Source organism: Enterobacter sp. DC1 (assembly GCF_000568075.1).
GTDB classification, from domain to species: domain Bacteria; phylum Pseudomonadota; class Gammaproteobacteria; order Enterobacterales; family Enterobacteriaceae; genus Enterobacter; species Enterobacter asburiae.
In genome coordinates this window covers 139,144-162,828 of sequence record NZ_AZUA01000007.1, presented here as the reverse complement: position 1 = coordinate 162,828, position 23,685 = coordinate 139,144, and the positions used below count along the sequence as shown (strand labels likewise).

Sequence of the window (23,685 nt, the reverse complement as noted above, 5' to 3'; positions counted from 1 at the left end):
AAACTATATACGGTTCTCAGAAATATCATCGTTGGCCCGAAGATATTGAGTATCCCGTTTGCGGGTAACAACATTCAACATTTATGCAATTCGTAAAAAATCTACTGATTATTATATTGAGGTGGCGATTATGGCTGTAGAACGTTTTCCGCAAAAAATGACCTTAAAGTCATGGCTTGCTTTATTTATTCTGGCTATTTCAACGTTTACGATTGTTACCACTGAACTGGCGCCAGTAGGATTATTAACGCCCATTGCTGATGGGCTACAGTCATCGGAGTCCGCGGTGGGCATGACCGTGTCTCTTTATGCCTGGGTGGGGGCGTTAAGTGCACTGTTTGCTTCAGTTTTTTTAGGGAATGTGTCCAGGAAGCGGCTTTTACTCGTGCTCACCATGGTGCTTCTGATCTCCAATGTTATGGCCGCAACGGTAACGAGCTACAATATGCTGCTTAGCGCTCGCGTCCTGGGTGCACTTGCGCATGGAGCATTCTGGGCGATGATCGGCACGACGGCGGTAGCCATCGTACCTGTCAGATATATTGGGGCGGCGACGTCAATCGTATTTGGAGGCGTTTCCGCAGCAAGCGTTTTTGGCGTGCCGGTATCTAACTATATTGGTATTCACTTCGGCTGGCGGCAGGCATTTTGGATGATGGCCGCGCTGAGCGTAATTGCCTTTGCGGGCATTAGCGTTCTTATTCCCCACATTACCAGTAAAAGTGCGCTTGGACTGGATGCGTTAAAGAGCGTGTTGAAATCGTCTACCTTATGGAAAATATATTTAGCAACCATGCTGGCTGTGACGGCCCATTTTTCCGCCTTTACCTATATTGAACCCTGGCTACATACGCAGAGTTTACTGCCAAACGCCTTTATTCCTGCTGTGCTTTTTGTTTACGGTATTTCGGGTCTGGCCGGTAATCTCCTGACCGGCGTGTTGATTGATAAGTATCTTAAGTTGATGGTCTCTATATCTGTACTATTGATATGTGCCGTGCTGTTCATCCTGGGCCTGTCAGGATCATCGCTATCTGCTGGGCTGATATTCACCGGCATGATTATCTGGGGTGTGGCCGTGTCAGGAATATTTGTCGGCTTCCAGACGTGGATTTTACGTATGGCAGAGGATAAAACCTTCCCAGCCTCTGCGATCTACGTGTCATTTTTCAATACTGCCATTGGTATCGGCGCATCAGCCGGTGCCTGGATGGTTTCATCATTTTCACTGCCGCTCCTGTATATCGTCGCTGCCACGGCCATCGGCCTTTCCGTTCTGCTTGTCGTGTTTATCCCTGCCACGTTGACCGCAAAACAATCCCGGATGGAGAAATCGTATGAGTCCAGTTAACGCCCGCTTATAGCATGGATGAAAAATAATCATTGCCGACAACGGATAAAAAAACCGGTGAAGCCCGGTTTTTTTATTTTCACGATGAGGTATCAGGCATTCACGCCTTTCATACCCTCTGCAGAATAGCGATCGCCTTTAATCTCTATCCGGCGATGCAGGCTGTTCAATAATTCAATGTCACTCTTCTCAAGCACAATATCGGCAGCGCGCGCGTTCTCGGCCAGATAGCCGGTGTGCTTAGTGCCCGGGATAGGAACCAGTCGTTCGTATTGCGCTAACAGCCAGGCAAGGGCAATCTGACCTGCGGTACAGCCGTATTTCGCCGCCAGCGGGTGGATGACATCGAGCAGCTGGCGATTATGATCGAGGCTGGACTGCACAAAGCGCTCGTTATTTTTACGGAAATCACCCTCTGCAAATTCGCTATTGTTCAGGTATTTTCCCGTCAGGAAGCCTCTGCCAGGAGGCGAGTAGGGCACCAGACCAATGCCTAACTCTTTCACGACCGGCAGAATGCTTTCCTCGATATCGCGTGTCCACAAAGAATATTCCGTTTGCAGCGCGGTGACCGGATGTACTGCATGGGCCCGTTGCAGCGTTGACGCCGACACTTCGCAAAGGCCGATGTGGTTAATTTTGCCCTCTTTAACCAGGGCGCGCAGACAATCCATACTCTCTTCGACCGGGGTGGCGTTACTCAGTCTGTGTAGATAAAAGAGGTCGATTCGCTCCACGCCAAGCCGTTTGAGGGACTCATTACAGCAGCGGATGATATAGTCAGGCGTATTGTTGATGGTGCGGGCATAAGACTCGTCAGGCGAGCGATCGATGCCGCATTTCGTGGCTATTTTGAACTGCTCGCGAGTGCTTTTATCCAGCCCGGCAAGAAAATGACCGATTAGTCTTTCATTATGACCACGGCCATATAAATTTGCGGTATCAATAAACGTCACGTTCAGATCGATGAGGCTATGCAATACCTGCAGCGAGGCGTTGTCATCAGTCTTGCCATAAAATTCACTCAGACCCATGGCACCATAGCCGACGGCACTGACGGTAAGATTTTGAGATAAAAAACGTGTTTTCATAGTTTCTCCTTTTCAGACGCTATGATTGTTTCACCTCAAATGTGGATACTGAATTTTCATTTTCGTTATGCTGAAAAGGTATCAGTCGACGACGCTCTCCCTCCAGGCTCAATAAAAACGACAAAAGTTGTCAAATCGTTAAATCCGTCACACTTTTGATGATAAACTGCGCGACTTTTCCGCACGTTTTTATCTTCAGGTGACGCCATGACAGAACATATCCAGCCCACGACCAGACCGCAGACCAAAGAGGTTTCACGCCCCAACTGGTCGGCCGTTTTCGCCGTGGCGTTCTGCGTCGCCTGCCTGATTACCGTAGAGTTTCTGCCGGTGAGCCTGCTGACGCCGATGGCGCAGGATCTGGGCATTTCCGAAGGCGTGGCGGGGCAGTCCGTTACCGTCACCGCGTTTGTGGCGATGTTCGCCAGCCTGTTTATCACCCAGGTGATTGGCACCATCGACCGCCGCAAGGTGGTCATCCTTTTCAGCGTGCTGCTGACGCTCTCCTGCCTGCTGGTCTCCTTCGCGGAAAGCTTCACCCTGCTGCTGCTCGGTCGCGCCTGTCTTGGGCTGGGACTCGGCGGCTTCTGGGCGATGTCGGCCTCGCTCACCATGCGCCTGGTGCCCGCGCGGACGGTGCCAAAAGCGCTTTCCGTTATCTTCGGTGCGGTCTCTATCGCGCTGGTGATTGCCGCGCCGCTCGGCAGCTTCCTCGGCGGGATTATCGGCTGGCGTAACGTCTTCAACGCGGCGGCGGTGATGGGCCTGCTCTGCATCATTTGGGTGTGGAAAGCGCTGCCGTCGCTGCCGGGCGAAGCGGCGCACCACAAACAGAACATGTTCGCGCTGCTGAAGCGCCCCGGCGTGCTGGCGGGGATGACCGCTATCTTTATGTCCTTTGCCGGGCAGTTTGCCTTCTTTACCTATATCCGCCCGGTGTTTATGACCATGGCAGGCTTTGACGTCGACGGCCTGACGCTGGTGCTGCTGAGCTTCGGTATCGCGAGTTTTGTCGGCACCTCGCTGTCTTCGCAGTTCCTGAAACGCTCCCTGAAGGTGGCGCTGGCGGGTGCGCCGCTGGTGCTTGCGGCGAGCGCGGCGGTGCTGGTGCTGTGGGGCGGCGATAAGTGGGTGGCCTCTGCCATCGCGATTATCTGGGGCTTTGCCTTTGCGCTGGTGCCGGTGGGCTGGTCGACGTGGATCACCCGCTCGCTTGCCGATCAGGCGGAAAAAGCCGGGTCGATTCAGGTGGCGGTGATCCAGCTGGCGAATACCTGCGGCGCGGCCATTGGCGGCGTGGCGCTCGACCATCTGGGGCTGACGTCACCGCTGGTGATCTCCGGTACGCTGATGCTGCTGACGGCGCTGCTGGTGGCGGGGAAGGTGAAGGCGAAGTAGTAAATTTTCCCCCTCACCCTAACCCTCTCCCCATCGGGGAGAGGGGACTGTTCGGTGCTGTCTTTTCACCCTCGCCCCTTTGGGGAGAGGGCCGGGGTGAGGGGACATCAGGCTACGCCGATGTCTGAACCCGTCTTCTCGAATCCATCGAAATCAACACCACCGACGACACAATCAGCAGCGTCCCCAGCCAGTCCGGCAGGGTGAACGCCACGCCCAGCAAAATCACCGACAGCAGCGCACTGCTCAGCGGCTCGGCGCAGCTCAGAATGCTCGCCTTCGGCCCGCCGATCATCTGCGCGCCTTTCAGATACAGGCTGAACGTCAGCGCCGTGCCAATCACCACCAGGTAGAAAAACGCCAGCAGCAGGCTGCCGTCAATCACAAACGTGGTTCCGCGTCCGGCGTAGAACGGCGTCAGCATTAGCCCGGCGATCAACATGCTCCAGCCGACAATCGGCAGCGTGCCGTAGCGGGCGATCAGCGTTGACGGATACGTCGTGTAAAACGCGGCGGCAAACGCCGATGCGATGCCGAAGAACAGCGCGGCAGGCGAGATGGAGAGCGAGGTTGGGTCGCCGTGGGTGACCAGCAGGAAGGTGCCGACAAGCGACGTCATGATGGCCGACAGCACAAACACGCCGGGGCGCTTTTTCCGCGCCAGGGCGAACCACGCCACAATGATGGTCGGCGACAGAAACTGCAGCACGGTAGCGGTCGCCGCGTTGGATTTTTCAATCGTCAGCAGGAAGGTGAGCTGCACGGTGAGCGCGCCGACCAGCGAGAAAATCAGCAGGCTGAGGGCGTCTTTGCGATGCTTGATGACCGAGAAAATCTTGTCGCCGTGAACGAAGGAAAGCGTCAGCAGGATCACGCCGGTAAACAGCAGGCGAACCATGGTCAGGTAAGGCGAAGAAATGTGGCTTTTCTCCATGATGTACTGCGCGCAAACGCCTGAACTGCCCCATAAAACGGCGGCGATCAGGACGTTTAGCATCCCTTTACGTGTGGAACCCATGTTCTCCCCTGCGATGTTGGTTTTTTTGTAGCATAACATGGGATCTTGCCGGGTGGCGCTGCGCTTACCCGGCCTACAAGGTTTTGTAGGCCCGTGCAAGCGCAGCGCCGCCGGGCGAAACAAACGTCGCTGTACTAGAACCACGCCTCCCACATCGCGCCGACGTTGAAGTCGTCGAGGGTTTCGTCTATGGTACCGTTCACGCGCGCGGTGCGCTCGTTATCTACCTTGCCGCCGGTCACGTAGAAGCGCAGCATTGGACGGAACTCCGGCCCCATGGCGATAGACATGTTCTGCGACAGGGTCAGCTTCCAGCCCTTATTGTCGCCGCCGTTGTCATAATCAACGTGCTGCCAGCCCGCTTCCAGCCAGGTGGAGTGAACGTCGTTCCACCAGTGCATCGGGCGCACGATGGCGTTGTAGTTCTTACGGTTGTCGGTCTTATCGCGGCTGTTGTCGTAGTCGTGGAAGGCGAGGATGTACTCCACCTGCGTCGCCTGGGTGAATTTGTACAGTCCTTCGAAGCTGGCGTAGACCGTGGTCAGATCCTCGGTTTTGTTGAACACGCTGTTGTCCGCGTTATCGGAGTAGCGGGCGATCACCTTGTTCACGCCGCTGTCGTTGGTGTGGCTCAGCACCACGCCGCCCTGCCAGGCGTTCAGACGTTCGTCGCTCTCCACCGCCTTGGAGTCAAACCCGTAGTTGGCGTACAGTTCCACGTCGATCGGGCCGAGCTTCATGCCGTGGATTTTTGAGGTCGCGGCGTAGTTGCCTTTGTCGCCCGTGCCGGAACCGCCGGTACAGGTGATGCGCGACGGGTTGGCTTCATCTTCCATCACTTCCGGGCTACAGGATTCCACCGCCGCCACGGCGGCCACGTCGAACTGCACGCCGCTGATGTCGAAGTTCTTCACCCCGGCGCCCTGGCCGTCGTGGTTCATCCAGAAGTAGTCGTTGATGCCCTGCTGCGGACGCTGGTGGAAGTCACGACCGGCCCAGAAATAGGCGTTCGGGTTGGAGGCCATAATGTTGGTCACCCCCGCGTAGGCTTTTTTCAGGTTAACTTCGTCGCCCCAGTGGTCGATCATCACGTTGATGTCCCAGATGGCGCCGTTTTCACCCTTGAAGGCCTTGGATAGCTGGAATTCCCCGCCGTTGCCTTCGTTACCCAGACGACCAATGGCGGACGCGCCGTTGTAGGAGCCGTCCACCGCCACGTATTTCTGATCGGCGGCCTGGAAGTGCGCGCCGTAGCGGGCGTAGCCGGTAAATTTAATCCCGAACGGGATCGCCATATCCGGGGATTGCGCCGCGCTTTGCGGCTCGGTGACCACGTCCGCTTTTTTCGCGACCGCCGCATCCATTTTGGCCTGACGCTCGGCCAGGGCTTTATCCACCGCTTTCGCCACAATGGCGTCGATTTGCTCCTGCGTGAATTCCTGCGCGAGCACGGAAATTGGGCAAAGCGCGGCGATAACCGCCATGGTTAATGGAAGTTTTTTAATCGTATTCATGGTTATCTCAATATAGTTTAATTTTATTCAGACAATAACCATCCCGCTCCGATCTGACAGAGTATGTCGCTATCATCAGAACAAGTGGATCTCTATTTAGGGTACAGAGGTATTACAGGAATTATTTCGCCATAGACTATCTCTGATATAAATGAATAATTTCTTCGGATAGTTCACGCGCTAATAAGGAATTCATTAAATGATCCTGCGCGTGCACCATAATTAACGTCATCGGCTGGCGGCCTTCGCCCGCATCCTGCTCGATCAGTTTGGTCTGCATCTTGTGCGCCTGGCGCGCGTAGCCGTCGGCTTCGCGCAGCAGGCTTTTGGCTTCGTCAATGTTGCCCTGGCGCGCCGCGTGCAGCGCTTCAAAGCACAGGCTGCGGGACTGTCCGGCATTGACGATAATTTCCATTACGGCTTCTTCTAATGCGATCATCATCATTACTCTTTATCAAAACTATTATTTAACGCGGTGGCGGCAAACCACTCTCCGCTTTTCTTAATGGTGCGTTTTTGCGTCTCTAAATCGAGCTGAATAAATCCGTAGCGATTTTTATACGCGTTGCACCACGACCAGTTATCAATAAACGTCCACATATGGTAACCGAGACAATTGCACCCTTCGCTAATACCCTTATGCAGCCAGGCTAAATGTTCGGAAATAAACTCGATGCGGTACCGATCGTTAATCTGGCCGTTTTCAATAAAGCGCTGCTCGTTTTCGACGCCCATGCCGTTTTCAGAAATAAAGCAGCGAGGGTTGCCGTAATTGTCGCGCAGGTTGACCAGAATATCGTAAATACCCGGCTCGTAGATTTCCCAGCCGCGGTACGGGTTCATCTTGCGGCCCGGCATCTCATAGCTATCAAAGAACCACTCCGGCATAAACGGCGCCTGCGGATTCACCGCGCTGTCGCGACACTTCACGCGACGCGGCTGATAGTAGTTCACGCCGAGCAGGTCGATTTTCCCTTCCGCAATCAGGAAACCGTCTTCCGGTTTACAGGCGGGTAATTGATCGCAGGATTTCAGCAGCGCGACCAGGTCCGCCGGGTATTCCCCTCGCAGGACCGGGTCAAGGAAGCTGCGGTTAAACATCAGGTCCGCGATGTGCGCCGCCTTCACGTCCGCCGGGTTCTGCGAGCGCGGGTACGACGGCGTCAGGTTCAGCACGATGCCAATCTCCCCGGCGTAATGCCCGGCGCGGTAAGCCTGCACCGCCTTCGCGTGGGCCAGCACGGTGTGATACGCCACGGTGGCCGCCCGGCGGAAATCCACCACGTTGGGGTAGTGGAAGTCGTACAGATAACCGCCTTCCACCGGCACGATCGGCTCGTTGAAGGTAAACCAGTGCAGCACGCGATCGCCGAACAGCTCGAAGCAAATCTGCGCATAGCGGGCGTAGGCCTCCACCACGTCGCGGTTTTCCCAGCCGCCGATTTCCTGCATGGCCATCGGCATGTCGAAGTGGAACAGGGTGATAAACGGCGTGATGCCCTGTTCATTCAGCTCATCAATGACCTGATTGTAAAAATCGACAGCTTCCGGGTTCACTTCACCGATACCGTCGGGGATCAGGCGCGCCCAGCTAATCGAGGTACGAAAGCTGTTGTGGTTCAGCTGCTTTAACAGCTGAATATCCGTTTTCCAGTGCTGATAGAACGTGGAGGTCTGCTGTGGCCCCACGCCGTTGTGAAAACGGTTTGGCTCGCGGGCAAACCAGTAATCCCACGTGGTTTCCCCCTCCCTTGCCCCTTCCGTCTGGAGAGCGGAGCTTGCGCTGCCCCACCAGAAATTATCGGGAAATGTGTATTTCATGACTCTTCCTCTTTGACTTAATTGCTGGCGGTCTCGGCGGCACCGACGGTTGCCTGAGCCTTCTGCTCTTCGTTTTTGATGAGCGTACGCTCATAGGCGCGCAGGAACGGCAGGTACATCAGCGCGGACATCACCATACAGACCAGGCACATCACCACCGGGCTCAGCGCCCAGTTTGCCGCCCATGAGGCGCCAATCGGTGCAGGGGTGGTCCACGGGGTCAACGACACTACCTGTGCCAGCCAGCCGAGTTTGGTTGCACCGTATGCCAGGCAGGCGTTGACCAGCGGAACGAACACGAACGGGATAAACAGCATCGGGTTCATGATGATCGGCGCGCCGAACAGAATCGGTTCGTTGATGTTAAAGAAGCTTGGCACCACGCCCATTTTGCCGATGGTACGCAGGTGGGTAACGCGGCTGCGCAGCAGCAGGAACGCCAGCGGCAGGGTGGAGCCTACGCCGCCAATCAGCAGGTAGTGATCCCAGAAGCCCTGCAGGTAAACGTGCGGCAGCGCCGCGCCGGCCGCCAGCGCCGCCTGATTTGCCGAGAGGTTCGCCATCCAGAACGGGTTCATGATGCCGGTGACAATCAGCGAGCCGTGAATACCGGCGAACCAGAAGATCTGGCACAACAGCACGGAGAGCAGAATGGCGGGCAGGGAGTCAGAGGCGGACACCAGCGGCTCCAGCAGGTGCATGATCGCCTGCGGGATGATCATTCCGGTCTGCGCTTCGATGAACAGGTTCAGCGGGTGCAGCGTGCCGATCACCACCATCACCGGGATCAGGATCTCGAACGAGCGCGCCACGCCGGTGGGCACTTCCTTCGGCAGGCGAATGGTCACGTTGTTCTGCTTCAGCCACGCATAGACGCGGGTGGAGTAGATGGCGGTAATCAGCGCGGTGAAGATGCCCTGCCCGGAGAGATACTGGGTCGAGATTTTGCCATCGGCATACGGCGCGGCGACCAGCAGGAAGGCCATAAAGGCCAGCAGGCCGGACATCACCGGATCGAGGTTAAACTGACGCCCCAGGCTCGCCCCAATCCCCACCGAGATGAAGAAGGTCATCACGCCCATGCTGAGGTTAAACGGCAGCATCAGCTGTTCGCGGTAGGTCTGTGAGAAATCCAGCCAGCCGCGGGCGAAGCTGTTGGTGGTATCCGCCGAGAACGGCGGGAAGATGAACACCAGCATAAACGAGCCGATGATCATAAACGGCAGCGCGGCGGTAAAGCCGTCGCGGATGGCAATCACATACTTTTGCTGACCCAGCTTCGCGGCCAGCGGGGTAATTGACTGCTCAATTACCGCGACCATGGATTGATATAACGAACTCATGTGAATACCTTTTAGTGTGCCGCTTCGATGAGCGACAGAGCATAGTCCAGTACCTTATCGCCACGCTGCATGCCGTAGTCCATCATGTCGATGGGCTGCACCGGAATGCCTTGCGTCGCCGCCTTGTCTGAGAGCGTCTTTAACATGTATTTCACTTGCGGTCCGAGAAGGACAACCTGGTATTGCGGAAACTGCGTATCAAATTCGGAAACACCGTACGCATCAATCTTCACCGGCAAACCACGTTCTTTCGCGACATCGACCATTTTGCTGACCAGCAGGCTGGTGGACATCCCGGCAGAGCAGCACAGCATAATCTTGAACATCGACAACCATCCTCTAAATGTAAAAAGTTATTGCGAGGATGATTGGACATTATACGGAAACCGGTTTCCATTCATAAAAGACAGAAGTGTGATACCCATCAAGATCCCTTACTTATGAGGCTAATTAACCGGATGCGCATCACATAATTTGGCTGTTTTGACATCATTTTGAGTGGAAACGGAAAATCGGTTTCCATGCAAAACGGAAACGGATATACTCCGTTCTGGCTATAATGTGAGCCGAAGCGGTCATGGAATTTGCAGGCGCGAGGTAAGCCTGTCAGGGGAAAGAGATGTCGACAATCAATGATGTATCACGTCTTGCCGGGGTGTCTAAAGCCACGGTATCGCGAGTGTTGAGCGGGTCGCGTGGCGTAAAGGAAGCCAGCCGTCAGGCCGTACTGAAAGCGGTGGATGAGCTGAACTACCGGCCTAACGTGATTGCCCAGTCGCTGCTGAGCCAGTCGACGGGCTGTATCGGCGTCATTTGCGCGCAGGAAAACATTAACCAGACCACCGGTTATCTGTACGCGCTGGAAAAACAGCTCAGCCAGCATCAAAAACATCTCCTGCTGCGCTTTGCGCACAGCAAAGCGGAAGTGATGCACGCCCTTGAAGAACTCTCCTGCGGCCTGTGTGACGACATCCTGGTGATTGGCGCCCGTTTCCCGCTGGGCGTGGATATGGACAACGTCATTCTGGTGGACTGCATGGAGTCTGATAATTCCAACAGCATCCAGTTCGATCACGCCTTTGCCGCCGAAACCGCCTGTAACTACCTCACCAGCCAGGGGCGTCGCCAGATTGCGCTGATCCACCCGCACGGCAGCGGTTTTGCCGACCAGGTCCTGCTCGGCTACAAGCATGCGCTGGAGAAAAATTTCCTGCCCTTTAACCGCAGCCTGGTCTTTATGGACGCGACCTCCTCGTCCGTTGCGCTGCAGGAGCTGCTTAACAACGCCAGCACCCTGAATTTCAACGCGCTGCTGGTGGCGGACGAACAGGAAGCCCAGCGGGTGATCCCGCAGCTGCAGGCGTTCAATAAATCCGTGCCGGACGACATTATGGTCTTCAGCCTTGCCGGGTCGCTGCATCTGCCGGGCATTCCGGTGATCCCGGCGATTGAATATTCCATGGACGCGATGGCGGCGCGCATTGTGAGCTGGCTGACGGAGAAAACGCAGATGCTGGGGTCGTACGTGCTGCGTGGGGATCTCATCATTCCTGACGTACGCAAGCGTTAAACGTGTGTGTAGGCCGGGTAAGGCGCAGCCGCCACCCGGCAAGCAGCATTCAATAATCTTCCAGACAATCCACCTGACCCACCGCCGCCCAGTAGGCGTCCAGGTTGTCGCGCTTCACGGCGGTAATGGCATTTTTGATCAGCAGCTGATTGGCCTCGGACGACAAAATCATCTCCTGCCAGGCCTTATCGCTCTGCTTTTTCTGTGGCGTACAGGTTTTCTTAATATCTTTCAGGACCTGCTGCTTTATTTGCGCCTCTTTCGCCGGATCCTCCTTTTCCTGAGCATGGACAAACGCGGCGAAGAGCAGACAAACCAGCAGGCAGACCAGGTGCGCAGCTTTCATCGAAACCCCCTTTAAGAGACACATGCTTCCCATGAAATATATCGTTACATTCAGTGTAGCGATTCCAGCCGAAAGTATGATTTTCTCTTTTCTGCGCATGAGAATCGCCCACCGATAAGGTTACTGTATCCCCCCTCCCAGCGACTGCCACAGCGTGATGCGGTTCTCCAGGTCGGTTTGCTGCAGCGCTATCAGCGATTCCTGCGCCGACCACAGCGACCGCTGCGCGGTCAGTACCGTCAGATAATCCCCTGCGCCCGCCTTATAGCTGCGCGTTGCCACGTCCAGCGTTTTTTGCTCCGCCGCCACGTATTCGCGCTGGGCGTCGAGCTGCTCGCTCAGGGTTTCACGTCGCGCCAGCGCGTCGGCCACGTCCTTAAACGCGCTCTGGATGGTTTTCTCATAGGTGGCGATCAGTCCCTTCTTCTCCGCTTCCGCGTAGCGCAGCTGTGCCAGGTTGTTCCCGCCGCTGAACAGCGGCAGGGTGATGGACGGCGCGAACGACCAGACCTTCATCCCGTGGCTGAACAGGGAGGAGAGCGAATCGCTGCCGACGCCCGCGCTGGCGGTGAGCGAAATCGTCGGGAAAAAGTTGGCGCGCGCCGCGCCGATGTTGGCGTTGGCGCTCAGCAGGTTATGCTCGGCCTCCTGAATATCCGGGCGGCGCAGCAGCGCGCTGGAGCTGACGCCCGCCGGGATCAGCGTGATGGCGTTGTCGCTCAGGCTCTCCAGCGTGCCGGGCAGCAGGTTGTCCGGTACCGTATCGCCCGCCAGCAGATTGAGGGCATTTTTATCCTGCATCACCAGCGTCCGGTAGCTCGCCACGCTGGCGCGCGCCTGCTGGTAAACCGCCATTGCCGAGCTGACGTCCGTCGCCGCCGCCACGCCCACTTCCTGCTGGCGCTTCACAATCTTCAGCGAGCTGGCCGCGCTCTCCATCGTGGATTCCGCCAGCGCCAGGTTGCTGTTATCCGCCGCCAGCGTCACCCAGGCCGTGGTCAGCTCGCTAACCATCGTCAGGCGCGTGTTCTGCGCGGTGAACTCGCTGGCAAGCCAGGTTTCACGCGCGGCGCGGGAGAGGCTCTGGTTGCGGCCAAACAGATCCAGCTCGAAGCTGGAGACCGCGCCGTTGGCTTCGTCGCTTGTCGCGACGCCGCTTGCCAGCGTGCGGCTGCGGGTGTGGCTCAGCTCGGCATCCACCGTTGGAAACAGGGACGAGCGCGTTTCACCGTACTGGGCGCGGGCGGCGTCGATATCCGCAATTGCTTTTTTCACGTCGCGGTTGCTGTTAAGCGCCATCGTCACCACGCTTTTCAGCCGCGCGTCGTTCATCACCTGCTGCCACTGGCTCACCACGGCGGTGGCTTCGCCGTGCGCGCCGGGTAAGGTTGCCGGGACGGGGGCGTCCGGGCGTTGATACGTTGGGTCTAACGACACACAGCCTGCGCTCAGCAGAGCTAACGCTAAAACAGATACACGAAACATTATGACCTCCGGTTCGCGTGTTTACCGGAGAACAGTCGTTTCACCAGTACAAAGAATAAGGGGACGAAGAAGATCGCCAGCAGCGTCGCGGCCAGCGTTCCGCCGATAATGCCGGTACCGATCGCCACGCGGCTGTTGGCACCTGCACCGGTTGCCACGGCCAGCGGCGTGACGCCTGCGATAAACGCCAGCGAGGTCATGACGATCGGACGCAGGCGCGTCTGGGCGGCACGCAGCGCGGCGCGCGTCAGGGAGTAACCTTCCGCGACTTTGGCTTCGGCAAACTCGACAATCAGGATGGCGTTCTTCGACGACAGGCCGATGGTGGTGAGCAGCGCCACCTGGAAATAGACGTCGTTGTTCAGGCCGCGCAGGGAGGCGGCGACGGCCGCGCCCAGCACGCCAAGCGGGATCACCAGAATGACCGAAATCGGCACCGACCAGCTCTCATACAGCGCCGCCAGGCACAGGAATACGACGAGGATGGAGAGGGCATACAGGCTCATCGCCTGACCGCTCGCCAGTTTTTCCTGCAGCGACAAACCGCTCCACGCCCAGGTGCTGCCGGACGGCAGATTATTCGCCAGCTGCTCCATTTTGCTCATCGCCGTGCCGGAGCTTGCGCCGCTGGCGTTTTCGCCCTGAATCTCATACGCCGCCGAGCCGTTGTAGCGCACCAGGCTTTCCGGGCCGTACTCCCAGCGTGTTGTGGCGAAGGCGGAGAACGGGGTCATGGTGCTGTCGCTGCCGCGCACATACCATTTGTTGAGATCCGAAGGTACGGCGCGATAGTCGCTGTCGCCCTGGATGTAGACCTTTTTCACGCGGCCGCGATCGATAAAATCGTTCACGTAGGTCCCGCCCCAGGCGCTGGAGAGGGTATCGGTAACGTCGCTCAGGGACAGCCCCAGCGACACGGCCTTGTTGTTATCGATATCCACCTGAAGCTGCGGCATCTGCGGCAGATCGTTGGCGCGCACGGCGTGCAGCGAGCTGTCCTGGTTGGCTTCACCAATCAGCTGGTTACGCAGCTTCAGCAGCGCGTCGCGGTCGGTGCCGCCGCTGGCCATCAGCTCAAAGGTAAAGCCGTTGCTCTGGCCCAGGCCGTCCACCGCAGGCGGCGTCATGGCAAAGATGGTTGCATCGCGGATGGTGCTTAGCTCCTGCGTGGCGCGCAGGGCGATGGCCTGAGCGGTATTCTCATCGCCTTTACGCTCTGACCAGTTTTTCAGGGAGACAAACGCCATCCCGGCGTTTTGGCCGCTGCCGCTGAAGCTGAAGCCTTCAATGGTGAAGATAACGTTGGTGTTGGCTTTCTCTTTCGTGAGGAACCACTCGCGCACCTGGCGGCTGACTTCGGCGGTACGCACCGTCGTCGCGCCGGCTGGCAGGGTGTACTGCACCATGATTTCGCCCTGATCTTCCGTCGGCAGGAAGCTGCCCGGCAGCTTAAGCATGGCGAAGCCCATCGCGCCACAGAGCAGGGCGTAGATGACCAGCATGCCGCCGGAGCGGCGCAGAGCGCGCAGGACCTTGTTCTGATAGCTGCGCTCGGTCCTGCTGTAGAAGCGGTTAAACGCGCCGAAGAAGCCCTTTTTGTGCGGCGTCGTGTGGCTCAGAATCGAGCCGCACAGCGCGGGCGTCAGGGTCAACGCCACCACCACGGAGAGGAACATCGCCGAAATGATGGTGACCGAGAACTGGCGGTAAATCACCCCGGTGGAGCCGCCGAAGAAGGCCATCGGCAGGAATACCGCAGAGAGCACCAGCGCAATGGCGACCAGCGCGCCGGAGATTTCGCCCATCGATTTTTCAGTGGCTTCCCGGGCGGGCAGCCCCTCGTCGCGCATAATACGCTCGACGTTTTCCACCACCACGATGGCGTCATCCACCAGGAGCCCGATCGCCAGCACCATCGCAAACAGCGTCAGGGTGTTGATGGAATAGCCGAACAGCGCCAGCACGCCGAAGGTACCCAGCAGAACGACAGGCACCGCCAGCGCGGGGATCAGCGTCGCGCGGATGTTTTGCAGGAACAGGTACATCACCACCACCACGAGGATAATGGCTTCGAACAGGGTCTGAATCACGTCCTCAACGGAGATCTTGATGAACTCGGTGCTGTCTTTCGGGTAGGCCACGTCGTAGCCTTCCGGCATCGACTTTTTGAACTCGGCGATTTTATCTTTTACCGCCGTCGCAGTGTTGAGCGCGTTTGCGCCCGGTGAGAGCATGACCGCCATACCCGCCGCCGGGTGTCCGTTGAGCTTCGCGGTGGCGGTGTAATCTTCACTGCCCATCTCCACTCGGGCAACGTCGCTGATGCGCACGACCGCGCCATTGGACTGGCTCTTCACGATGATGTTTTTGAACTGATCGACCGTCTGCAGGCGCGACTGGGCGCGGACGGTGGCGGTCAGCTGCTGGGCGTTCGACGAGGGCAGCGCGCCGATTTTACCGGCGGAGACCTGCACGTTCTGGGCTTCAATCGCGCTCTGCACGTCGGACGGCATCAGCGAGTAGGACGCCAGCTTCCCCGGATCGAGCCAGATGCGCATCGCGTATTCCGCACCGAACACCTGCAGGCTGCCAACGCCCTCCACGCGCGCCAGCGGGTCCTGCATATTGCTCACCAGCCAGTCGGCGATATCCGAGCTGCTGGCGGCGTCGGTTTTGTCGTACACGCCCATGATCAGCAGGAAGTTGCTCTGCGATTTCTCGACGGTAATGCCGGACTGCTGCACCTCGGTCGGCAGGCGCGATTCCGCCTGTTGGACCTTGTTCTGCACCTGCACCTGGGCGGTGTCCGGATCGGTTCCCTGCTCGAAGGTGACGTTGATGCTTACCGACCCGTCCGAGCTGCTGGTGGAGGTAAAGTAGAGCAGGTTGTCCAGCCCGGTGAGCTGCTGTTCGATCACCTGCGTTACGCTGTTTTCCAGCGTCTGCGCGGAGGCGCCGGTGTAGGTAGCGGAGATTTTGATCGACGGCGGGGCGACGTCCGGGTACTGCGCCACCGGCAGCGTGCGGATCGCCAGCATCCCGGCGAGCATGATAAGAATGGCGATAACCCAGGCAAAGACCGGGCGACGCACGAAGAAACGGGAAAACATCAGGCGTTTCCTCCACTGGCTTTCATCTCTTCGGCCTTCACTTCCTGCCCGACGGTCACTTTGTCGGTGCCTTCCACAATCAGCTTATCGCCCGCCTTCAGGCCGCTCAGCACCAGCCATTTGTCGCCGTAGGTGTCGCCCGTCTCCAGCTGACGCTGCTCGACTTTGTTGCTGGCATTGACCACCAGCGCGGTGGCGGTGCCTTTGGCGTCGCGGGTGATGCCCTGCTGCGGGGCGAGGATCGCGTCGTTCATGACGCCTTCATCTACCCTGGCGCGAACGAACATGCCCGGCAGGAGCTGATGCTGCGGGTTCGGGAAGACGGCGCGCAGCGTAACCGAGCCGGTTGATTCATCCACCGCCACTTCGGTTAACGCCAGACGGCCTTTCTCGCTGTAGGTGCTGCCGTCTTCGAGGATTAACGACACGCTTAGCGTATCGCTATTGGTGGCGAGGGTTTGCCTGCGTAAACGCAGCAGATCGGCGCTGGAACGCGTGAGATCGACGTACATGCTGTCCAGTCCGCGAACGGTGGCGAGCGCGGTATCCTGCTGGGCGGTCACCAGCGCGCCGGGCGTGACGGAGGAGATGCCGATGCGTCCGGCAATCGGCGCGGTGACGGTGGTCCAGTTGAGGTTAATACGCGCGCTCTCCTGCGCGGCCTTCTTTGACTCAACGCTGGCCTTGTCCTGCGCGCAGGTGGACTTCGCGTCCTCTGCGTCCTGACGCGACACGCCGTCGTCTTTCACCAGCTGCGCATAGCGCTGGGCCTTCTGGCAGTCGGCCGCTACCAGCGCCTGGGCCTGCTTCAGCGCCGCGGCGGCTTCATCGTAGGCGGCGCGGTAGCTGGAAGGGTCAATTTGATACAGCGCCTGCCCGGCTTTAACGGTATCGCCTTCGGTGAACAGCCGCTTCTGAATAATGCCGCCCACCTGCGGGCGTACTTCGGCGCTCATGGCGGCGGTGGTGCGGCCCGTCAGCTCGCTGACGACGGACACCGGCTGGCTCATGAGGGTGACAATCCCCACATCCGGAAGAGGACGCTGGGGAGCAGATGTTTGCGCATTGTCGCACCCCGTCAGGAGGAGTAATGCCGCAATGGAGGTTGTTATGGTTTTCATAATCTTTTTCCAGGGTGAACGATGCCTGCCCTGTTAATCGCTTAACAGGGAGGAGGGCTATTTAAAGGCACAGCGATACCGCATCTCTGGCTGAGCCAGAAATGTAAAAAAGGGGAATTACTTATTCCCGCTAATTATTCATATGCGATTACTTCGCAGAGAAAAGCATATTTAAAATATCCTGATAAAGAGGTTCTAATTGTTCTGACGGCACTTTTAACGGCGTGAGTCGTCGGTAAATCGTCCCTTCGATCATCACGGCGGTAATCTCCACGCAGCAGCGAATATGCTCGTCGCTCAGGTGGGGAAACTGCTTTTTCAGGTGCTCACAGGCGTTGGCGAACATGCGCGATTCGGCTTCGATCAGCATCGCCGCGACCTGCGGATTGCGCGTGGCCTCGGCGGACATTTCCAGCATCAGGGCATCGTCATCTTCGTTGAGGGTCTGTCGCCAGGCGAGCGCCTGCGGCATCCCTTCCACCAGGGTTTTACCCTGCATCTCCTCAATGCGTGAGTCGATGATGCGGCGGATCATCTCTTCGATAATCGCGTCTTTGTTGCTGAAATAACGGTAAATTTGCCCGACGCTGAGCTTCGCCTCGCTGGCAATCTGCGACATGCTGGCGGCGTGGAATCCGCTGGCGCGAAAGCAGCGGCGCGCGGCGATGATGATTTCGTCCTGACGTTGTTTTTGTCGTTCTTCCAGCTTTGCGCTCATCGTCGGCTACCGTGTAAAAGTGAGAATGATCGTTCTCAGTATACGTTTTAGGTGCGTATTGGAAAGGCTTTTTTTATTTACATATTGAATGAATATTTCCAGGGTTAAACAATGGAGGAAATAAGGAGTTTTTATGAAGGTGAAGCTGTGAGATATTCAGATTGCGCTGAAAATAAGGAGAACAATATGCAGTTGAGCATCACTGAAAAAGTTACGCCAGAAGAAAAAGAAGAGTTATTAACGGGGCTCCGATCGTATAACGGGCAGTTTTTAGATCTGGCGACCTTCAGCGGGGATATTGGCGTTTACGTTCGGGACGAAAAAGGCATTATGCTCGGCGGGCTAATTGGGGTGCGTAAAGGCGACTGGCTGAATATTGATTTTCTGTGGGTCAGCGAGACCGTGCGCGGATCCGGCGTCGGCAGCCAGCTCATCAGAACGGCCGAAGAGGAAGCCCGACGCAAAGGCTGCAGGCACGCGCTGGTCGATACCGCCAGCTTCCAGGCGCGCCCGTTCTATGAAAAACAGGGGTTCCAGCTGCAGATGTCTTTACAGGATTATCCGTATGAGGGCATGCAGCGGCACTATCTGGCGAAAGCGCTTTAACCGCCGATCCCGGTGCCGATCACGGCAAGCGCATGACGGACAATGATTTCCGGCGAGAGGGATTTTAGCCTCTCGTCGTTGCGCATGCGTGAGAACGGCACCAGCACCAGGCTCAGCAAGGTCGTAAACAGCAGCTCCGGTGCCAGCGCCTGATTCAGCTTCCCTTCCTGCTGCCAGCCTTTGATGGTGGCAAGCGTCGCCTGATACTTCTCGTCACCAAACCGCGCCTGAAGATGGGTGCGCAGTACCGGCATTTCGCCAATCACCTCCTGCATCCACAGCGGCGCAAACCAGTGATGCTGTTCTGCCAGTTCGGCCAGCACCTTAACCATTTCCGTCAGGGCGTTCACCGGCGAATCCCGGTTATCGGCGAAAATCGTCCCGATCCTCTCGCGTAACGGCAGAAAACGCTCCTCAATCATCGCATCCAGCAGCTGCTCTCTGGAGTTGAAGTAATAGTGCAGCATCGCGGGCGTGACGCCCGCCTCTTTGGCAATGGCGTTGAGTGAGGTGTTGGCGATCCCCTGACGGGAAAAGAGGTTCAGGGCGATATCCAGCAGCTGTTCGCGGCTGGCGGTGACGCGTTTACCTCCGCGAGGGCGGCCGGGGCGGCGCGGTTCAGAATTGTCTTTTAATGCTGGCATGACCACGGTGCCTCTTGATCTTATTCATCACTTCCACAAATATTAATTATGTTATTAATTAATTTCAAGCGATCTCTTATGGAATCCGACGTCATGACCCCAACCGTGCAAAAAGCGCCGTCGATTAAGCTGCTGTTCAGCGCGCTGTTGCTGGTGATGCTGCTTTCGGCGCTGGATCAGACCATTGTCTCTACCGCGCTGCCGACCATCGTCGGCGAACTTGGGGGGCTGGATAAGCTCTCCTGGGTGGTAACGGCCTATATTCTCAGCTCCACCATCGTGGTACCGCTGTACGGCAAGTTCGGCGATCTGTTTGGGCGTAAAATCGTCCTGCAAATCGCGATTGTATTGTTCCTCGTGGGCTCCGCGCTGTGCGGGCTGGCGCAAAACATGACCCAACTGGTGCTGATGCGCGCCCTGCAGGGGCTGGGCGGCGGCGGCCTGATGGTCATCAGCATGGCCGCCGTCGCAGACGTGATCCCGCCAGCCGATCGCGGGCGCTATCAGGGGCTGTTTGGCGGGGTATTCGGGCTGGCGACGGTCATTGGGCCGCTGATCGGCGGGTTTATCGTCCAGCACGTCTCCTGGCGCTGGATTTTCTACATCAACCTGCCGCTGGGGCTGTTTGCCCTGCTGGTGATTGGTGCGGTGTTCCACGGTAGCGCGCGGCGCAGCAAGCATGAGATTGACTATCTGGGGGCGATTTACCTCAGTATGGCGCTGCTGTGCATCATCCTGTTTACCACCGAAGGCGGCACCGTTCGCCAGTGGAGCGACCCGCAGCTGTGGTGCATTTTGGCCTTTGGCCTGACGGGCATTGCCGGGTTTATCTATGAGGAGCGGCTGGCGTGGGAGCCGATCATCCCGCTGTCGCTCTTCCGCGACCGCAGCTTCCTGCTCTGCAGCCTGATTGGCTTTATCATTGGCATGTCGCTGTTCGGCTCGGTGACCTTCCTGCCGCTGTACCTGCAGGTCGTGAAAGACGCCACGCCAACGCAGGCCGGCCTGCAGCTCATCCCGCTGATGGGCGGGCTGCTGCTGACCTCCATTATCAGCGGGCGGATCATTAGCCGCACCGGGAAATACCGTCTGTTCCCGATCCTCGGCACGCTGCTCGGTGTGGTGGGGATGTTTTTACTGACCCGCATTTCTATCTCGTCTCCGACCTGGCAGCTGTACCTGTTCACCAGCGTGCTGGGCATGGGCCTGGGCCTGGTGATGCAGGTGCTGGTGCTGGCGGTGCAAAACAGCGTGTCGGCGGATCAATACGGCGTAGCCACCTCTGGCGTCACGCTCTTCCGTTCTATTGGCGGGGCCATTGGCGTCGCGCTGTTTGGCGCGGTGTTCACGAACGTTCTGCAGTCAGGGCTGGTCGACAGGCTGCCTGAAGGGGCGGAACTGCCGCGCGAGCTGAACCCGACCGCCATTCATCATCTGCCAGACGCCCTGAGGCTGGACTATCTCGATGCGTTTGGCTCGGCCATTCACGCGGTGTTCCTGCTGGCGGCGGGGATTATGGTGCTGGCGTTTGCGCTGTCGTGGTTTTTACGGGAAGCGCCGCTGCGTCGGCAGGCGTGACTCCATCGCCCGGTGGCGCTTTGCTTACCGGGCCTACAACACCTCCGCGCGTAGGTCGGGTAAGCGCGGCGCCACCCGGCAAAACCCGCATATAACTTATCCTTCTTATTGATTCTTTTTCGGTTTTTATTTCACCGCCTCGTTGTCGATATAGTCACTACAACATTTAGCAAAAGGAACTGTCTTGTGAAACGTCGATTGGGTGCTCTGGTACTTGCTGGCCTGCTGCTGGCAGGGTGCGATCAAAGTGGCAGCGATGCCAAACACATTAAAGTGGGCGTCATCAACGGCGCTGAACAGGACGTGGCGGAAGTCGCCAAAAAGGTGGCAAAAGAGAAATATGGCCTGGACGTGGAGCTGGTCGGCTTCAGCGGCTCGCTGTTGCCCAACGATGCCACAAACCAGGGGGAACTGGATGCCAACGTCTTCCAGCATCGCCCGTTCCTCGCTGAGGATAACAAGGCGCATGGCTATAAGCTGGTGGCCGTGGCGAACACCTTTGTTTTTCCGATGGCCGGCTATTCCCGCAAAATCAAATCCGTCTCTGACCTGAAGGACGGGGCGACCATTGCCATTCCAAACGACCCGACCAACCTTGGCCGCGCGCTGTTGCTGCTGCAAAAGGAGAAGCTCATTACCCTGAAGCCGGACACCGGGCTGCTGCCGACGGCGCTGGATATTACCGCCAACCCTAAACAGCTGAAAATTATGGAGCTGGAAGGGGCACAGCTGCCGCGCGTGCTGGACGACCCGAAAGTGGATGTCGCCATCATCAGCACTACCTATATTCAGCAAACCGGGCTGTCGCCCGTGCATGACAGCGTCTTTATTGAAGACAAAAACTCGCCGTACGTGAACATTGTGGTGACGCGCGAAGACAACAAGGACGCGGAGAATGTGAAGGAATTTATCCAGTCGTATCAGTCGCCTGAAGTGGCAAAAGCGGCGGAGACGATCTTTAACGGCGGGGCGGTGCCGGGCTGGTAAACGTTTTGACGGAAAACGGGTTGCTTAAATTGGCCCGATTCCATCGGTAATCGCCCTTTAGCCCACAGCGCCAATAGTGACGGCTGGCTATCCTCCTTATCACACCAACCGGAGGATAGCCCATGAACATTACCCATATTCGCAACGCCACCCAGATGATTTCCTACGCCGGAAAACGTCTTTTAATCGACCCGATGCTGGCCCCGAAGGGGGCTTATCCGGGCTTTCCCGGCACGGCGCATGCCGAACGCCGTAACCCGACGGTCGAACTCCCCGTTGACGTCAACACGCTGCTGGACGCCGACGCGGTGATCGTCACCCATACCCATGACGATCACTGGGATCGCGCCGCGGCGGAGCTGATCGCCAAAGACAAACCGATCTATGTGCAAAACGATCGTGACGCCGCGCTGCTGCGCAGCCAGGGGTTTAGCAACCTGACGGTTATGACCGACGCGACCTTCTTCGGTGATATTCAGATTACGAAAACCCAGGGCGGGCAGCACGGCACCGATCGCGCTTACGCCGTGCCGGAGCTGGCGGAGCGGCTGGGCGAGGCCTGCGGCGTGGTGCTGCGTCATCCCGATGAGAAGACGCTTTATCTTGCCGGGGATACCGTCTGGCGTGACGAAGTGGCGGCCGACCTGCAAAAGCACCAGCCGGACGTGGTGGTGCTGAACGCTGGCTATGCCCACGTTATTGGTTTTGGACCCATTATTATGGGGCAGGAGGATGTGCTCAACGTTCATTTCCTGCTGCCGCAGGCCAGCATTGTGGCGATCCATATGGAGGCGATTAACCACTGCCTGTTGACCCGCAGCGCGCTGCGTGAGTACGTTGAAGCCAATCAGGTGAGTGACGCAGTGAGCATTCCCCAGGATGGCGAAACCGTTATATTCTGAGCGCGTTAAAGGGAAAGGAGAGACAGATGTCGCTAATCAACGTCGCGATTGTCGCGGTTGACGGGTTCAGCCCGTTCCACTACTCCGTTCCATGCATTCTGTTTGGCGATTCTGTCTCCGGCGAAAAGCGCTTTAACGTAACGATCTGCGCCGAAACGCCGGGGTTCCTCACCTCAAAAGACGGATTCGCCCTCAACGCCACGCAGGATTACACCGCCATTGGCCAGGCCGATATTGTCGTCGTTCCCTACTGGCAGCACGTCCTTGAACGACCGCCTCAGACGCTGCTCGACAGCCTGGTGCAGGCGAGAGACAACGGCGCGGAAATCGTCGGGCTGTGTCTGGGGTCGTTTGTGCTGGCCTATGCGGGGCTCCTCGACGGCAAACGTGCGGCCACTCACTGGGAGTTCGAACATCAGTTTCAGTCGCTTTTCCCGCACGTTCAGCTGGATATTAATGCCCTTTACGTGGATGACGGCAATATCATCACCTCTGCCGGAACCGCGGCGGCGCTGGACTGCTGCCTGTATATCATTCGCCAGCGTTTTGGCAGCGTGGTCGCCAACCAGATTGCCCGTCGGATGATTGTTCCGCCCCACCGCGAGGGCGGTCAGGCGCAGTTCATCGCCCAGCCGGTACCTAAAGATACCCGGGACGGACGCATTAACTGCCTGATCGACTATCTTCAGCAGCACATCACCGAACCGCATAGCCTGGACTCGCTGACAGAGGTGGTTTCGATGAGCCGCCGCACCCTGACCCGGCATTTTATTAAAGCCACGGGGATGAGCGTCGCCGACTGGCTTACCGCCGAACGCCTGCGGCGCAGCCAGATCCTGCTTGAGGCCGGAAATATGCCGATTGAACGCGTGGCCGAGCTGGTGGGGTTTAATTCCGCCGTCACCTGGCGACAGCAGTTTAAGGCGCGTTTTGGGGTCAGTCCGGCGGAGTGGCGAAAGACGTTTCGTCTGCAGAACTAGCGTGAAGGTTCTGTAATAACGACAGGTTAAGAAATTTGAGCATTCAGGAACCTACAGTAGCTACTGGTTACAGTTCTTCACCGGTTTGCCGCATACAGACAG

At 57.7% G+C, this 23,685-nt stretch carries 21 protein-coding genes; 8 read left to right on the top strand and 13 right to left on the bottom strand.

The window, feature by feature from the left end; translation table 11 throughout:
* Window positions 1–130: 130 nt before the first annotated feature.
* Window positions 131–1,351, top strand: coding sequence for an MFS transporter (locus P346_RS04060; protein ID WP_032662014.1), 1,221 nt, complete (start codon window positions 131–133; stop codon window positions 1,349–1,351).
* Window positions 1,352–1,443: 92 nt separating this feature from the next.
* Here P346_RS04060 and P346_RS04065 read toward each other — a convergent pair whose 3' ends face one another.
* Entirely contained in the window at window positions 1,444–2,442 is a 999-nt protein-coding gene (locus P346_RS04065) for an aldo/keto reductase (RefSeq protein WP_032662011.1), read from the bottom strand.
* A 207-nt stretch (window positions 2,443–2,649) separates the two neighbouring features.
* Here P346_RS04065 and nepI point away from each other — a divergent pair, with 207 nt between their 5' ends.
* Window positions 2,650–3,840, top strand: coding sequence for a purine ribonucleoside efflux pump NepI (nepI, locus tag P346_RS04070; RefSeq protein ID WP_032662009.1), 1,191 nt, complete (start codon window positions 2,650–2,652; stop codon window positions 3,838–3,840).
* A 112-nt stretch (window positions 3,841–3,952) separates the two neighbouring features.
* On the opposite strand, the gene P346_RS04075 is transcribed toward nepI, so the two are convergent.
* From P346_RS04075 to P346_RS04100, 6 genes are all read right to left on the bottom strand, one after another.
* Window positions 3,953–4,858: a DMT family transporter gene (locus P346_RS04075; RefSeq protein WP_029741863.1), complete on the bottom strand. Its 906-nt coding sequence runs from the start codon at window positions 4,856–4,858 to the stop codon at window positions 3,953–3,955.
* Between the two features lie 134 nt (window positions 4,859–4,992).
* Entirely contained in the window at window positions 4,993–6,372 is a 1,380-nt protein-coding gene (locus tag P346_RS04080; protein WP_032662007.1) for a carbohydrate porin, read from the bottom strand.
* A 136-nt stretch (window positions 6,373–6,508) separates the two neighbouring features.
* Window positions 6,509–6,811 carry a PTS lactose/cellobiose transporter subunit IIA gene (locus tag P346_RS04085; RefSeq protein ID WP_029741865.1) on the bottom strand — a complete coding sequence of 101 codons (303 nt, stop codon included), beginning with the start codon at window positions 6,809–6,811 and terminating at the stop codon, window positions 6,509–6,511.
* Window positions 6,812–6,816: 5 nt separating this feature from the next.
* Window positions 6,817–8,193, bottom strand: coding sequence for a glycoside hydrolase family 1 protein (locus P346_RS04090; protein WP_032662005.1), 1,377 nt, complete (start codon window positions 8,191–8,193; stop codon window positions 6,817–6,819).
* Between the two features lie 17 nt (window positions 8,194–8,210).
* A complete protein-coding gene (locus tag P346_RS04095; protein WP_032662003.1) occupies window positions 8,211–9,536 on the bottom strand; it encodes a PTS sugar transporter subunit IIC in 1,326 nt (441 codons plus the stop codon).
* An 11-nt stretch (window positions 9,537–9,547) separates the two neighbouring features.
* On the bottom strand, window positions 9,548–9,862 hold the full coding sequence (locus P346_RS04100) for a PTS sugar transporter subunit IIB (RefSeq protein WP_010426508.1): 315 nt from the start codon (window positions 9,860–9,862) through the stop codon (window positions 9,548–9,550).
* A gap of 293 nt (window positions 9,863–10,155) precedes the next feature.
* Between P346_RS04100 and P346_RS04105 the strand changes: the two genes are divergently transcribed.
* Window positions 10,156–11,106 carry a LacI family DNA-binding transcriptional regulator gene (locus P346_RS04105; RefSeq protein WP_032662002.1) on the top strand — a complete coding sequence of 317 codons (951 nt, stop codon included), beginning with the start codon at window positions 10,156–10,158 and terminating at the stop codon, window positions 11,104–11,106.
* 49 nt (window positions 11,107–11,155) lie between these two features.
* On the opposite strand, the gene P346_RS04110 is transcribed toward P346_RS04105, so the two are convergent.
* The 5 genes from P346_RS04110 to P346_RS04130 all read right to left on the bottom strand — a co-directional run bounded on the left by P346_RS04110 (window position 11,156) and on the right by P346_RS04130 (window position 17,886).
* Entirely contained in the window at window positions 11,156–11,551 is a 396-nt protein-coding gene (locus tag P346_RS04110; protein WP_332908266.1) for a YicS family protein, read from the bottom strand.
* 21 nt (window positions 11,552–11,572) lie between these two features.
* Entirely contained in the window at window positions 11,573–12,937 is a 1,365-nt protein-coding gene (locus P346_RS04115) for an efflux transporter outer membrane subunit (protein WP_032661997.1), read from the bottom strand.
* Window positions 12,937–16,047, bottom strand: a complete 3,111-nt coding sequence (locus tag P346_RS04120) for an efflux RND transporter permease subunit (protein ID WP_032661995.1) — start codon at window positions 16,045–16,047, stop codon at window positions 12,937–12,939. Before P346_RS04120 ends, P346_RS04115 begins: the two co-directional genes overlap by 1 nt.
* Complete coding sequence (locus P346_RS04125) at window positions 16,047–17,168, bottom strand: efflux RND transporter periplasmic adaptor subunit (RefSeq protein WP_032661993.1); 1,122 nt, start codon at window positions 17,166–17,168, stop codon at window positions 16,047–16,049. The genes P346_RS04120 and P346_RS04125 overlap by 1 nt, the downstream gene beginning before the upstream one ends.
* A gap of 148 nt (window positions 17,169–17,316) precedes the next feature.
* Window positions 17,317–17,886, bottom strand: a complete 570-nt coding sequence (locus P346_RS04130; RefSeq protein WP_032661991.1) for a TetR/AcrR family transcriptional regulator — start codon at window positions 17,884–17,886, stop codon at window positions 17,317–17,319.
* A gap of 186 nt (window positions 17,887–18,072) precedes the next feature.
* Here P346_RS04130 and P346_RS04135 point away from each other — a divergent pair, with 186 nt between their 5' ends.
* Window positions 18,073–18,492, top strand: coding sequence for a GNAT family N-acetyltransferase (locus P346_RS04135; RefSeq protein WP_032661989.1), 420 nt, complete (start codon window positions 18,073–18,075; stop codon window positions 18,490–18,492).
* On the opposite strand, the gene P346_RS04140 is transcribed toward P346_RS04135, so the two are convergent.
* The gene (locus P346_RS04140) at window positions 18,489–19,136 is read right to left on the bottom strand and encodes a TetR/AcrR family transcriptional regulator (RefSeq protein ID WP_032661988.1); all 648 of its coding nucleotides are present in this window, start codon (window positions 19,134–19,136) and stop codon (window positions 18,489–18,491) included. The genes P346_RS04135 and P346_RS04140 overlap by 4 nt on opposite strands.
* A gap of 78 nt (window positions 19,137–19,214) precedes the next feature.
* On the opposite strand from P346_RS04140, the gene P346_RS04145 reads away from it, so the two are divergent.
* From P346_RS04145 to P346_RS04160, 4 genes are all read left to right on the top strand, one after another.
* On the top strand, window positions 19,215–20,714 hold the full coding sequence (locus P346_RS04145) for an MDR family MFS transporter (RefSeq protein WP_032661987.1): 1,500 nt from the start codon (window positions 19,215–19,217) through the stop codon (window positions 20,712–20,714).
* Between the two features lie 186 nt (window positions 20,715–20,900).
* On the top strand, window positions 20,901–21,701 hold the full coding sequence (gene nlpA, locus P346_RS04150; RefSeq protein ID WP_008500128.1) for a lipoprotein NlpA: 801 nt from the start codon (window positions 20,901–20,903) through the stop codon (window positions 21,699–21,701).
* Window positions 21,702–21,823: 122 nt separating this feature from the next.
* The gene (locus P346_RS04155; RefSeq protein ID WP_032661986.1) at window positions 21,824–22,603 is read left to right on the top strand and encodes an MBL fold metallo-hydrolase; all 780 of its coding nucleotides are present in this window, start codon (window positions 21,824–21,826) and stop codon (window positions 22,601–22,603) included.
* A 26-nt stretch (window positions 22,604–22,629) separates the two neighbouring features.
* Window positions 22,630–23,583 carry a GlxA family transcriptional regulator gene (locus P346_RS04160; RefSeq protein WP_032661985.1) on the top strand — a complete coding sequence of 318 codons (954 nt, stop codon included), beginning with the start codon at window positions 22,630–22,632 and terminating at the stop codon, window positions 23,581–23,583.
* The last annotated feature ends 102 nt before the right edge of the window (window positions 23,584–23,685 follow it).